The following is a 14,440-nucleotide window of genomic DNA, read 5'->3' on the forward strand; positions in this document are numbered from 1 at the left end:
GGTTTTTCCTTTGGTTTCCTTGAAACACCATCATCGCTGCAAAAATTAAAAACACAACTCAAGCACCAACAGTTGACAATAAAAAAGCTATTGAAGATGGTATACAAGCTGCTAATACCCAATGCGTTTAAAATCAAAACGCTTGTCGATTGGCTCTTAGGTGGTTTGGAAAAAATTCAGCTATAAAAACCCATACAACTGCCCCATGCCCTATGACATGAGACAATAATCATAAATAAAAATATTGAAACTGCCATACTTTGCCATTTTAAGAAAAAAGCTAGAAACCGAATGAAATGATAGATCCAATTGAACCTATACAGGTTTCCCATTCTCCAACTTTTCTCAACTCTTCGTTTTTCACTTCTTCATTTGAGCCCCGATAAAAGAATTAACTTATACAACACTAAATTGTAAGATCAACCGGACCTCCCCTCATTTTCATTATTTCCTCAACATCACAATAGCTTGAAGAATAATAGATTTTGGCTAGCAATGACCTTTGATAGATCGAATGATTTAAAAGCCCTGACATAAAAAATTATTTTAGATGCGACAGAGCCTTATCTTATGTCCTTCCAGAACTTGCTAAAACAACTGAAACTCACTAATGGCAGGTTTACCAGGGGCTTCAACCGAAAGTCGCACTTTCTGAGCTTCAACTACTGTTGGGAATGTAATGACAGTGTTACTCAGAGTTGTTCCGTTTACAATGGTTATCCATCTATTTTTCTTTTTATATTCAATTTTGAATGACGAAACACTCACATAATTATTCCAATTTTTTAGCTCCCTAACAAGGGCACTGCTAATTTTTATTGGTTTGCCCAAATCAACTTCTACCCATCCACTTTTTTGCCAAACAGGATTTTTAGGATTGTAACCATCCTCAAATTTTATCCCAGAGATACTGTCAGCCAACAACGGATTACGACCCGGTGTCCAGTAGGTTCCTTCATTGTCGTCAAACACAGCACCCGCATCGTGCATAAACAATGGAGCAACACTACTGCTTACTTTTGCGGGTTTATAATAAGCTAGAGATTGGGTCTTTCTAAACGGAGGGATAATAGCCAAATCAGAAGTATTTTCTTTGATTTCGAGAACAATTACTGTGATATTAGGATCTTGTTTTTCAGTTGGAACTTTTAATGTTAGTGCATTTTTATCAGATGTAAACGCTACTGCTGAACCATCAACTAAAGATGTTTTTACAATTTTACCATTGAAAGCAGGAAGTTTCAATTCCTCCTGATTAAACTTCTTTGCCTGGATAAAAATTTTATTTCCTTTGCGGGTACAATTGTATTCCGGCGTTGGAATATATGGCCCACCTTGCGTTCCGTAAACAGCCTCACTATTAGCTCCCACCCATTTACCTATTTCTTTCAAACGGGCAATAAAGGCAGGTTCAAATTCACCCAAAGCATTAGGACCCACATTTAAAAGTAAATTGCCATTTCCGCCAACGCAGCTTGTCAGTACATTCAGTAAATATTTCAAATCTTTTGGTTTGTCATCAATACACCAGGGCCATCCTTTACCCATGGTTTCGCATGTTTCCCAAGGAACGGCGTTGCAATAACTTCCCACTCGATTTTCAGGAGTGGCATAATCACCCCATTTGCCGACAAAACCGTGCGATTCGTCTGAATGAATAGCCTCTAGACGGTTGTTTATAATTGCTCCAGGCTGCAATTTACGTACAAGTTTGTAGGTCTCTTCAGGAAGAGTTGGATTAGGAAGACCATCAAAGTCAAACCAAACCAATGAAATCTTACCATAATTGGACAATACTTCAGTTAAATAACCATGCATACGTTTTTGAAAAACATCATTTGTTTTTGAACGGCAATCAGGGTCGCGCCAATCGCCGGGTGAAAAGTAAATACCGATAGGCATGTTCATTTCGTGGGCAGCATCTGTAAGTTCACGCAACACATCGCGTTTGAAAGGGCTATTAGTGATTTTGTATTCCGTCAGTTTCGAATCCCACATAGCAAAACCATCGTGATGTTTGGCAACGAAAACAATATATTTCATGCCGGCATCTTTGGCATATTGCACCCATTTGTGTGCATCGAAATTTACTGGGTTGAACTGTTGGTACAAGTGGTCGTAAATGTTTGCAGGAATTTCTTTACCACGACTCCAGCTAATATCGGCACCGGTAAGTGTGCATGGACCCCAATGGATAAACATTCCAAAGCGGGCTTCCTGCCACCAAGCAAAACGGGCTTTATCTTCGGGAGTAAGTATTTTTTGCGAAAAGCCAGATTGAAAACTGAGCAAAAGGATTAACGCAATAAAAATTATTTTTTTCATATGTATTTTATTTATTTAGACTCCAATAAAAACCTACAGAAATGAGCTATTCGAATTGAACTGTTTCCATAACCTTAAATGTTTTTTTTTAGATCTTATTTACGAATATATTCAGGTTCCGAGAAAAACTCATTAGTGTTTGCGTGGGCTAGATCATGAATATTTCATTTAGGTTAATTTATAAGTGTACATCTTAAATTTGCAAATAATAGTAAAGGTGGGTTTTATAAAAACAAATTAATCTGATAAAAAAAAAGCCAAAATACATTTTGTGAATAAGATACCTTATTTTGTTTTTCACATTCGTACTGAAGTCATTCTGTCAGCATTTTTATTAAATTATCACTATTTTTAAAATCCAAAGGTCTAATAATTACGGTTTATACATTAATTCAATATTATCTTTGTTTAATCATAAATTATCATATTCTAAATAAAAACTAAAAAGACTTGAATAACACTTGCCTTAACGCTCTTTTAGTACTTTTTAATATTCAATTTCATCACGGTAAAGTCCGACTATACTTTACAAACCAGTGAAACTTTTTTCATTTAAATAAATATAAAATCTATACTACTCCCATTTAGGCTATCCTGACATTGAAAATAAGATAAATTACAAGTTGAAGTGGATGTTTTGGAAACTTTTTCTTGCCATTCCGTCAGAAAACAATAGAGGCATTTGGACATTGGCAAACAGGCTACATGTGATTAGGAAAAAAAAAGGTTCTGTCGCAGCTCGATCACAAAATCAACTTAGTAGTGTTTTCAGTAGTCACCAATGAACAGAGTGGTTTAAACATAGTTATACCAGGATTAGTCATCTGCTTCTTTCTTAGCAGGCTGCGAATCCTAATCCATTTATAATTCTCCTCTTGATAAAACGATGATCTTGTTCGGCAATATTGTTTAGGTATTTACGTTGCCCTCTTACTATTTAAAAAAATGAACGTTGATTATAAACTCTGATAGCAACCTGTTTGATTCACTTTTGTCACTATTTATTATTCCTGGTTTACAATTACCAATCGCTCTAATTAAAAAAGATTGGACACTCATCCTTTGTTTCCTCTCGACACTTTTGCAAAAAAAACTATTAGTTGAAAAAATAAGGGAAGTTATTTGGGATTGTTTGCTTCAAAAATTAAAACAAACAGTCAACTATAAGAAAATCAATTGGAGTGCCCCCCCCTTCCTTAAAAAAGGCAATAAGCAAACAGTTAAAGAAAAGACTAAATTATTTATTCCTTAAAATTTCTGCAATAGACAAATGTTCGCTAACGTTTTTTTCATACTGGGTTATTTCTATGCTTCCATCTTTATAGCTTCGCTATTTTTCCACAAAAAATTTATAATTCCCAGACAACAGCCGAAAGACTAATTTATCCCCTTTTTGACCTATATAAGTTATGCTTTTAACCTTTTTAATTTTTTTACCGCTTTCGCTTATTTTATCTAAATCAGAAGCCTTAATAAATAGAGATGCTGTAGTATTTGCAGGAATATTTATAGTATAAACAACCTGTTTGTCTAAAATTTCCCATTCACTTGTTATTTTTCCATACATAGAATCATAGTAACCCTTTGCAAATGTTATCTTACCAGTAGGATCTGGCGTAGGCTGTAATACGAATTTTTTAAAACCAGGCTCATCTCGAGCTATACCTAACGAATTGTTAATCATCCAGGCACCTACTGCACCAAATGAGTAGTGGTTAAAGGAGTTCATACTGTTATTACCACCAAAACCATTTTCTTTAGTATAGGAATTTAATCGCTCCCAAATTGTAGTCGCACCATTTTCAACCGAATATAACCAAGAAGGATAAGAGGTTTGCTGTAATAATTGATATGCTTCTTTATCCTTACCATTTTTAGAAAGTGCATTACTGATGGATGCCGTACCAATAAAACCGGTCATTAGAGAATATTCTGGACGCATTACACCTAACTCGTCTTTATTTTTACGTTCTAATGCTGCCACAAGATTATTTACAGCTTTGCCTTCTGTATTTTTATCAAATAGATTAAAAGCAAGCGGAATCGCATAAGAGGCTTGTGTATCACTAAAACTTCCTTTTTCAGGAAGTTCTTCTTTAGATACGCGATAGCCCCATGGAAAGCGATGGCCTGAATGTATTGTTTTGCCAGTTATGGAATCTATATGCGTTTTATTGAAATGATCTTTACGGGTAATATATTCTTGCTCAAAACGTTTTGCATCAGCTGTTTTACCAAGTAGAGCTGCAACTTTTTGCATGATATCAAGATCATAGGCATAGTAAGCATCCCAAAGAATGGTGTCATCATTTTTATACCCCTCTGGACTCAACCAATCTCCGAGCAGCGATTCAGATTGTACACCTGTTATAGGATTTTGATGTGTTTTTAGATAATCGGTGTAGTGTTTCATCGCATCATAGTGCTCTGCAAGTAATGAGGTATCTCCATACTGTTGATATGACTCCCACGCTACTATAATTCCAGCACTACCCCATAGAATACCGCCAAAAGCATCTGTAACAGGGGCTGTATCGGTAAATCTTCCATTTTTATCTTGCAGGTCTCGCATGGCAAGCATATGTCGTCTTAAAAATGGGCCAACATTGGCAAGGTAGGTAGCTGTTTTTGAAAACACATTTATATCTCCGCTCCAGCCCATTCGCTCATTACGTGCGGGGGTATCTGTGGGTATATATAAAAAATTACCACGGGTAGACCATTCTATATTTTGCCATAATTTATTGACAAGAGCACTAGATGTTTCATAGTTTGCAGTGGTTAAATCTATGGAGCTTAAAACCATTCCCGTAATCTTATCTAACGGAAGTGCTTTTTTAATACCTGTAATTTCTAAAAATCTAAATCCATGAAAAGTAAAACGAGGTTGCATTATATCATTATTCCCTTTGCAATAATAAATATCGCGAACCATAGCCGCTCTCATATTCTCCAGCATTAGCATTCCTTTGTTTGCTTTGTATTCTTCAATATCAGGATATTTCACTTCGGCATAGCGCATCATTATAGTATCACCCTTGGTAGTATTTTCAAATTCAATTTTCGGAAATCCCACCATATTCTGACCCATATCATATACAAATACTCCAGGACGTACTTCTTCAACATTTACAGGCTTCATTTTTTTCACGATAGTGGCGGTGACTCCAGGCATTCCAATTAACTGTAATCTTGAAAAATCAAGATTTGGATTGGTTAAATTTTGGTTATACGTTGTTCCTTCCAATCCAATGACCTTTGTATTGGTCCATTTGGAGTCATTAAAATCTGGTTTGCTCCAATTTGTAATTGCAAACTCTTTTTGGGCATCATATACCTCCCCTTGAAAAAAGCTTCCGTATCGTATTGGTCCATCTTTATAATATTTCCAAGTCTCGGAATTTGTGGTTACCAGCTGTTCACTTCCATCAGTATAGGTGATTACAAGTTTAGCTAAAAATGATTGGCGATCGCCAAAAAAGTTCCAGTGTTCTCCAGTAAAGGTTATATTGCCACTCCACCATCCTTCACTTAAAAGAGCTCCAAATGCATTGGCTCCATTAGCTACAACTATTGAAGTAACATCATATGTTTGGTAAAGATGTGTTTTGTTGTATTGTGTTAGCCCTGGGCTAAAATATTCTTTCCCAACGCGTTCTCCGTTTAAGTACAGTTCATAAATTCCACGTGCTGTAGCATAAATTCTGGCCTTTTTAATTATTTTGCCTTCCGTTTTAAACTCGGATCTGAGCATAGGCGTTGCATTTTGTGTAGGATTCGCAATGAAATGTACCTTTTGTGATTTGGCATCTAAAACGTACTGTCCGTTGATTACAGAAAATTGCGTTTTATTTGCAGAGGAAAAAATTCCGTTATAGGAGGCTGTATTAAGATTTTCTTTAAACAAGGTATTAGAAGGTGCCCTGAAATTCATGATCTCAACATTAGAGAAATAAGCCTTTTGTCCTTTATCTAAAGTAAAGCCTATATCGCCTACAATTGGATAAGCAATATAATCTGCACCACGACCAATTGGATTAAGGTTTATACTATTGATTCTACCTGAATTGTCCACAGTTATATTGTGGTCATTGTCACTGCCATCTACATAAAAATTAAATACACCAAAAACAGAACTTGCCAAAATTTGATGTTTACTGTATTTATTATTTTGATTGATACTACTTAAAGGTATTTCAAATGTTTTAAACGGGAGGATTGCAGTATCATTTTTAGTATAACCAACACGGTAGATATTTAATTTTGCCTTACCCGTTTTGGTTCCATTTACAGCTGTAATATCCAATTCAATTTTTACATAAGAGGAATCTTTTCTGTTTTCAACACCTAAAATATTCATGTTCTTATCCATAAGACGTTCATCATTTGCTCCAAAAACAAAACCAGCCTTAACTGATTTTGTTTTTTGATCCAGTTGCATTTGATAGCTAAATTGGTAAACAGTAAGATAATGAGAGTAAAATACCATATCCCTATCGGTTCCGCCAATCCAATTGGCACCATTCCAGGCGGATAATTTTGGGTCAGAATTCATCAGCCCTGTTTCAAACCATGATTCAGCGGCCATTTCTTTATCATTTTGGTTCCAAACACTGACACTCCAAGTGTATCTTGTAGTAGCTCTAAGTCCTTCCCCATTATATGGAATACCAATTGAAGTTCCGCTCATAATTTTTTTTGAATCCCAAACAGTTAAGCCAGATTCATCTATAACTTGTATTCGATAGGCTTTCTGCGACAATCCGCGTAAGATAGCATCGGCTTTCATCTGCCAGCTAAACACCGGTTTTTTGATATCAATACCTAACGGAGTTTCCTGATATTCTGTTTGTAGTTTAGTAAGATGAAACTGTGCATGTATTAGTGTTGATGCCAACAAAAAAATAAAAATTAGTATTTTTTTTATAAAGAAATAGTTTCGCATTGATTTATATAATATAATTTGTTAAGTGTAATTATTTGGGTTCTGTTGCGGCTGTCGATCACAAATCTACTTATCAGTGCTTTCAGTAGGTCAGCTGCCAATTAACAGAATGATTTAAACATCATTATGCCAGGATTAATCATCTGCTTCATTCTTAACATTTGCACAACTTCAATTCCTCTTAACGTTCTTTTGGCTGATTCAAATGCAGCAAATCCTAATCCATTTAGAATTCTCCACGTGATAAAACGATGATCTTGTTCGACAAATTTATTCAGGTATTTACATTGCCGGATCACTATTTTAGAAAATGAACATGAATTGAATGATTTAAAAGCCGTAAAGATAAAAAATTATTTTAGATGCGACAGAACCCTCTATTTTACTACTTCTTTCCCCGCTCGAAGTACAATACAAGTAGTTTCACTGTCAAAAAATGCATCCATTGAAATTGAATGTACTGCTGTTACAAGAAAACAGAAGGCTACAATTACTTCATTTGTAATTACCTCGTTAATAAATTTACGAAATAACGTAAATTAAAAACAGCGATAAAAATTAAAATATACTAGAAATCAACTACTTACATATAAAGGTACATTATTTGGCTATTATTTGGCGTCCACCTTATTAATTTAAAATTTGTCGAACATGAAAACAAATGAAAACGAAATATTGCCTTTCTTAGAAGATCCAGCAATTTCAGCACTAACAAAAAAATTTAGCAGCGATTAATTTTGGTCTATATGGCTAAAAGCCATTCTGTAGAAGATTCATCATTCAATATCATTTAAAATTAGCAACTCAAATAAAGCAGGTGCTTTTACATATTAAATAGGTAGCATACGAGAATAACTTTTTTCTTCTCTAGATTAATCGACAGACTTTCGCGCCTTCTGTAAGCTTGTACAAGAAATTTAACAACACCTGTTAAATCAAACTTAGATTTAATCACCCTACTAATTTTGACATTTATCTCTAGAATTTATTAATCTAAAACCATAAAAAATGAGTACAATAAAAGTAAAAGACGGAACAGAAATTTATTACAAAGATTGGGGAACTGGACAGCCAATTGTTTTTCACCACGGATGGCCTTTATCTAGTGATGACTGGGATGCGCAAATGATGTTTTTCGTAAAACAAGGATACAGGGTCATTGCACATGATCGCCGCGGACACGGCCGCTCTGGTCAAAGCTCAGAGGGAAACAATATGGAAACTTATGCAGCAGACGCAGCTGAATTGACAGCTGCCCTTGATTTAAAAGACGCTATTCACGTAGGTCATTCAACTGGCGGCGGCGAAGTGATACGCTATGCGGCAAAATATGGAAAAGGACGTATTGCAAAAGCAGTAATTATTAGTGCTGTAACCCCGATTATGATCCAAAATGAAACAAATCCTGAAGGTGTGCCACTAGCTGTTTTTGATGAAATAAGACAAGGTACCGGATTTAACAGAGCACAATATTTCTATGATTTTCCTATTCCATTCTACGGATGGAACCGCGAAGGAAAAACAGTTCAGGAAGGAATTAAACACAATTGGTGGCGTCAGGGAATGATGGGATCAGTCTTAGCACATTATGAAGGAATAAAAGCTTTCTCTGAATCAGATTTTACAGAAGATCTTAAGAGTTTAGATATTCCTGTTCTTGTATTACATGGAGAAGATGATCAGATTGTACCTTATGGTCAGGCACCTAGAGCAGCAAAACTATTAAAAAACGGAAAACTAATTTCCTATCCTGGGTTTCCTCACGGTATGCCAACTACAGAGGCGGAAACAATCAATAAAGATATTCTTGCTTTTATTAAATCATAAGCAAACGTTACTTACAATTAATCAAAACTGCCTGTAATAATTCTTGCTTTATGGGCAGTTTAATCTTTACAAATTATGAGTTCATCGCAACAGCCGTCTTTTGATACAGTTACAGAAGCTTTACAATGGCTAAGTCAGCAAGGTTTTACAGAAAATTTTAATCTTGATGAAAACTGTATCCGTTATAATAATAACACACAAACCATGTCTCCTGAAGAATTCAAGATCGAATATTTTTTCCGTTTTGAAGGCGATACAGATCCTGGTGATGAAGATATCGTCTACGGAATTATATCTGACGCTTACAATATAAAAGGTGTTTTAACGAGTGCTTTTGGGATCTACGCAGACGCTGTTTCTTCCGAAATGATTAAAAAACTTTCAACCCATTAAAATCAATTTTTATGAAACCATCAATTAACTTATTATCCCCAGATAATCACGCCTTAGTCTTAATTGACTTTGAAGGACAAATGGCATTCGCTACAACCAGTATTCCGTTAAGCGAATTACGTAATAACGTTGCCATCATCTGCGGTGCGTCAAAAATCTTCAATGTACCAACAATTGTTACAACAGTAGCTGAAGAAAGCTTTTCTGGTCCGGTGTTTCCAGAAGTTGAAGAATTTTATCCAATCGCAACTTCAGGATATATCGATCGCACAACCATGAATACCTGGGAAGATGAAAACGCTCATAAAGCCATTACGGGAACAAAAAAACAAAAATTAGTTCTTGCAGGATTGTGGACAGGAGTCTGTATTGTTGGCCCGGCTTTATCTGCTATTGACGAAGGTTATGAAGTTTATGTAATTACAGATGCCTGCGGTGATGTAAGCCCGGAAGCGCACGAACGTGCCATTCAAAGAATGATACAAGTTGGTGCAAAACCAATAACTTCAATTCAATACTTACTGGAACTTCAGAGAGATTGGGCACGTGAAGAAACGTATGTTCCGGTAACGAACTTAATGAAAAAACACGGCGGATCTTACGGATTAGGGATTCATTATGCACATAACATGCTGAAACACTAATTACCAATTCTACTTGCTGTATTATAAATCTCTTATACTTCATTATGTTGGAATCATCAAAATCCATATTGCTAAACTTCAGGACAATTGTACTTTCTTTTCTTTTAATGGGAAGCATTGCATCGGCTCAAAATTTTAAGCTTTTGCGTTATGACGAAAATTATGAATTCTTAAAAGATTCGACAAGAAACTTTTATAAGAATCTAAAATTCGTTCCGTTAAACAAAGTGAAAGATAGCTATATGTCTTTTGGCGGCGAAGCCCGATATGAATATGCTGATTTCGACAATGAAGATTGGGGAAGATTAAATATTGTCCACAACAACTTCTTTTTGCAACGCTATGATCTTCATGTCGATATCCATTTAGGAAAAACCTTTAGAGTATTTGCGCAACTAAGAAGTGCTTTGCAAGACGGAAGAGTCAATGGTCCCAGAGGAATTGACGAAGATCAATTGAATGTTCAGAATCTTTTTTTAGATGTTAATTTATGGAAAAAAGAAGATGAAAAACTAGCTGTTCGCGCCGGAAGGCAAGAACTGGATTATGGCTCCGGAAGATTGATTTCCGTGAGAGAAGGTCCAAATGCGAGACTTTATTTTACAGGTGGGAAAATAATGTATACTTCAGCAAGATTCTCAATTGACGCTTTTGCTATGATGGCAAACACTGTATACAAGGGCGTTTTTGACAATAAAATGTCTAAACAACTTAATCTTTGGGGTGCCTATTCTAAAATCATTTTCCCGAAAGCAGCAAATCTGGATCTTTATTATCTCGGTATACAAAAAATAGAATCTGTATTCGAAGAAGGAATTGCTGCGGAAAAACGACATACAATAGGCGCAAGACTTTGGAAATACGGCGGTGGATTTATTTATAATCTGGAAGCTGCGTATCAATTTGGGAGTTTTGGATCAGGAACTATTAATGCCTGGACAGCCTCTGCCGATTTGGGTTATTCTTTTGAGAACATAAAATTCAAGCCAACCATAAATCTCCGAAATGATTACATCTCAGGAGACAAAAACAAAGGCGATGGAAACCTGCAAACGTTTAATCCGCTGTATCCAAAAGGAGGTTATTTTGGCTTTAGTCCGCAAATTGGGCCAGTAAACCTTATCGATATTCATCCTTATGCTACCTTGGATTTACTGCCGGAACTAAAGATGCAGGTCGACGTGGTATTTAACTGGAGATATTCACTGCAAGACGGTGTTTATAGACCAAGCGGCACGCTGAATCTTCCCGGAAGTGCTTCAGACAAACGGTATATCGGGACGGCATATCTTGCCAATTTTTCTTATAGCGTAAGTAAATACATTTCGCTTGTCAGCGGAATTCAATATTTCAAAACTGGTGCATTTATAGACGACATAATACCAAATTCTAAAGACGGCGTTTTCTTTAATGTTAAACTCGGATTTAAATTTTAATAACGAAACCAATGGGACGTAATTAATTTAACATATAGAAACATAGATTTTGTAATTTTAAAAAGGCATTTCACTTATTTAAAACGCAGCGTCAGCTATGTACAAAAAATATTTTTTTTTACGTTCTTTATATACATAAAATCTATGTTCCTATGTGCTAAATATTTTTTATGAATTACACTTAACAGATTAACTCAATTTATAATTATGAAAAACATATCGATTTTCTCAAAATACAGACCTAGATATTCTTCTCTATTTCTTTTTATCACATTTTTATTTCTTGGTTCATTTACCAATATCACTTTTGCGCAAGTTGTTCCTGAAACCAAAATGGCTTCACTTGGAACTACTGTTACCTGGGGAAAAGTTGATGGAGTTGCCATAAACGGCTTAGTTCAGGGCCCATCTGCAGCAGTAGCAGAATTACAAGTTGCCTGTGTTTTTGAATACACAGAAGGCGACATCTTCAACCCTCCCGCTCTTCCTGCAAACCTAAACGGAATGATACATTTAGACGACGCATTAAAAGGAGTTATTACCGAATTACGCAAAAGCGGAAAGTTTACAGGCCATTCATTAGAAACCTTATTAATCACACCACCAAAAGGAACTCTGGCAGCTAAGAAATTATTGCTTATTGGTCTTGGTGACCGCAATAAATTCACACCCGATTTAATGATCAGCGTAGGAAGTGTTGCTATGCGCGAAGCTTTGCGTTTGGGCGTTAGCGATTACTCATTTGCAAGTGATATCAAAGATGCGGGAATCGATTCTCCAACAGCTTTAATTGCAACAAATGTAGTTTTAGGATCTTTTGAAGCTTATAGAACACAGACTTACTTAAAAAATAAAAAATTATCAGATCACAAGCCTTTAACAGAAATCACTTTGCTTGCAGGTCCTGCATTCTACAATGTTGCAGGCGAAGGAATCAAAGAAGCAATTGAAAAGCTTAACTCTAAATAATCGAATTATGAAAGCAGATCTAATTTTATTCAACGGTAAAATTCATAGTTTCAATGCTGAAACTCCCAATGTTACAGCCGTAGCAATCAAAGACGGAAAGTTTATTGCAGTTGGAAATGATAGTAATGTAATGGAATTTGCATCTGAAGAAACTAAAATAATCGACCTTCAGAACAGAAGAGTTGTTCCCGGAATCAACGATTCGCACATACATCTTATTCGAGGCGGTCTAAATTATAATTTAGAACTGCGTTGGGACGGTGTTCCTTCACTTGCAGATGCACTTAGAATGTTAAAGAAGCAAGTAGATCGTACGCCAAATCCGCAATGGGTTCGTGTCGTTGGCGGTTGGTCTGAGTTTCAATTTGCCGAACGCAGAATGCCAACTTTAGAAGAAATCAATACAATTGCGCCTGAAACTCCTGTTTTTATCCTGCATTTATATGACAGAGCAATAATGAACAGGGCAGCATTAAAAGCAGTTGGTTATACTAAAAATACGCCCGCACCTCCCGGAGGACAAATTGAGCGCGATGCAAACGGTGAACCAACCGGACTTATTATTGCCACACCAAATGCAATGATTTTATATTCGACTTTAGCAAAAGGCCCGACGCTTTCTTACGAACATCAAATCAATTCTACACGTCATTTCATGAAAGAACTGAACCGTTTTGGAATTACAAGTGTTATTGATGCCGGAGGAGGTTTTCAGAATTTCCCGGACGATTATAAAGTCGTTAATGAATTGAATGAAAAGAAACAGCTTACAGTAAGAATTGCGTATAATCTTTTTACCCAAAAACCAAAACACGAATTTGAAGATTTTGAGGATTGGATAGATACTGTAAAATTATACCAGGGAGATGATATGTACCGCCATAATGGTGCGGGTGAAATGTTGGTTTTTTCTGCTGCCGATTTTGAAGATTTCTTACAGCCAAGACCTGATCTACCTGAAACCATGGAAGCTGAACTTGAAAAAGTAGTGCGTCTTTTGGTAGAAAATCGCTGGCCGTTTCGGCTTCATGCCACTTATAACGAAAGCATTTCGAGATTCTTAAATGTTTTTGAAAAAGTAAATCAGGATATTCCGTTTAACGGGCTTCCCTGGATATTTGACCATGCCGAAACTATTGACGAAAGAAACATCGAACGCGTTAAAGTTCTTGGCGGCGGTATCGCTGTACAAAGCAGAATGGCGTATCAGGGAGAATATTTCACAGACAGATACGGAGCAAAAGCAGCTGAAAATACACCTCCAATTAAAAAAATGTTGGAGATGGAAGTTCCTGTTGGTGGTGGATCTGATGCTACGAGAGTAAGCAGTTACAATCCGTGGGTTTCCATGTATTGGATGACGGTTGGAAAAACTGTTGGAGGTTTACAATTGTACAATGAAACCCGATTAAGCAGAGAAACCGCTCTGGAATTGTATACCAGAGGAAGCGCTTGGTTCTCTCAGGAACAAGCAAAAAAAGGAGATATCAGAACCGGAATGTTTGCTGATTTAGTAGTTCTGGATCGCGATTATTTTAATATTGGCGATGAAGACATTAAAAAAATTGAAGCTGATTTGACTATTGTCGACGGAAAAATTGTGTATGCTAATGGCGATTTCTCTTCGTTTTCTCCGCCAAACATTCCGATTTTACCAGATTGGTCGCCAACAAATAGCTATAACGGATATCCAGCAAGAAGTAATTTTCAGAGCATTGTCGAAAAGAATTCGAAAGCAACGGCAAAACCTGGTTTAACATCTCAAATACACAGTTGCAGCGGAAGCTGTGATGTTCACGCTCATAGTCATGATGTTGCCCGAATGAGCAATGTGCCCGTAAATAACTATAATGCATTTTGGGGAGCATTGGGCTGTTCCTGTTTTGCATTCTAAATTTTAA

General features: G+C 36.2%; 10 protein-coding genes and 1 pseudogene. 7 read left to right on the top strand and 4 right to left on the bottom strand.

All coding sequences use genetic code 11. The features are described from left to right. Positions 1-588: 588 nt before the first annotated feature. Positions 589-2,325, bottom strand: a complete 1,737-nt coding sequence (locus ACNQGH_RS10035) for an alpha-L-fucosidase (protein WP_417955865.1) — start codon at positions 2,323-2,325, stop codon at positions 589-591. A gap of 847 nt (positions 2,326-3,172) precedes the next feature. Continuing rightward, a pseudogene (locus tag ACNQGH_RS10040) lies at positions 3,173-3,250 on the bottom strand (IS6 family transposase); the annotation flags it as partial. Between the two features lie 27 nt (positions 3,251-3,277). On the opposite strand from ACNQGH_RS10040, the gene ACNQGH_RS10045 reads away from it, so the two are divergent. After that, a complete protein-coding gene (locus ACNQGH_RS10045) occupies positions 3,278-3,577 on the top strand; it encodes a hypothetical protein (protein WP_417955866.1) in 300 nt (99 codons plus the stop codon). 78 nt (positions 3,578-3,655) lie between these two features. Here ACNQGH_RS10045 and ACNQGH_RS10050 read toward each other — a convergent pair whose 3' ends face one another. Both ACNQGH_RS10050 and ACNQGH_RS10055 read right to left on the bottom strand, forming a co-directional pair. Beyond that, entirely contained in the window at positions 3,656-7,222 is a 3,567-nt protein-coding gene (locus ACNQGH_RS10050; protein WP_417955867.1) for a family 78 glycoside hydrolase catalytic domain, read from the bottom strand. A gap of 149 nt (positions 7,223-7,371) precedes the next feature. Further along, positions 7,372-7,569, bottom strand: a complete 198-nt coding sequence (locus tag ACNQGH_RS10055; protein ID WP_417955868.1) for a hypothetical protein — start codon at positions 7,567-7,569, stop codon at positions 7,372-7,374. A 709-nt stretch (positions 7,570-8,278) separates the two neighbouring features. Here ACNQGH_RS10055 and ACNQGH_RS10060 point away from each other — a divergent pair. From ACNQGH_RS10060 to ACNQGH_RS10085, 6 genes are all read left to right on the top strand, one after another. Next, complete coding sequence (locus ACNQGH_RS10060; RefSeq protein ID WP_417955869.1) at positions 8,279-9,097, top strand: alpha/beta fold hydrolase; 819 nt, start codon at positions 8,279-8,281, stop codon at positions 9,095-9,097. 75 nt (positions 9,098-9,172) lie between these two features. Next, a complete protein-coding gene (locus ACNQGH_RS10065; protein ID WP_417955870.1) occupies positions 9,173-9,490 on the top strand; it encodes a phosphoribosylpyrophosphate synthetase in 318 nt (105 codons plus the stop codon). 11 nt (positions 9,491-9,501) lie between these two features. After that, positions 9,502-10,134: a hydrolase gene (locus ACNQGH_RS10070; protein ID WP_417955871.1), complete on the top strand. Its 633-nt coding sequence runs from the start codon at positions 9,502-9,504 to the stop codon at positions 10,132-10,134. A 44-nt stretch (positions 10,135-10,178) separates the two neighbouring features. Further along, entirely contained in the window at positions 10,179-11,570 is a 1,392-nt protein-coding gene (locus ACNQGH_RS10075) for an alginate export family protein (RefSeq protein WP_417955872.1), read from the top strand. A gap of 207 nt (positions 11,571-11,777) precedes the next feature. Continuing rightward, positions 11,778-12,539 carry a M17 family peptidase N-terminal domain-containing protein gene (locus ACNQGH_RS10080; protein ID WP_417955873.1) on the top strand — a complete coding sequence of 254 codons (762 nt, stop codon included), beginning with the start codon at positions 11,778-11,780 and terminating at the stop codon, positions 12,537-12,539. A gap of 7 nt (positions 12,540-12,546) precedes the next feature. Further along, positions 12,547-14,433, top strand: coding sequence for an amidohydrolase (locus ACNQGH_RS10085; protein ID WP_417955874.1), 1,887 nt, complete (start codon positions 12,547-12,549; stop codon positions 14,431-14,433). Positions 14,434-14,440 lie beyond the last annotated feature (7 nt).

Source organism: Flavobacterium kochi (assembly GCF_048286715.1).
GTDB lineage: Bacteria > Bacteroidota > Bacteroidia > Flavobacteriales > Flavobacteriaceae > Flavobacterium.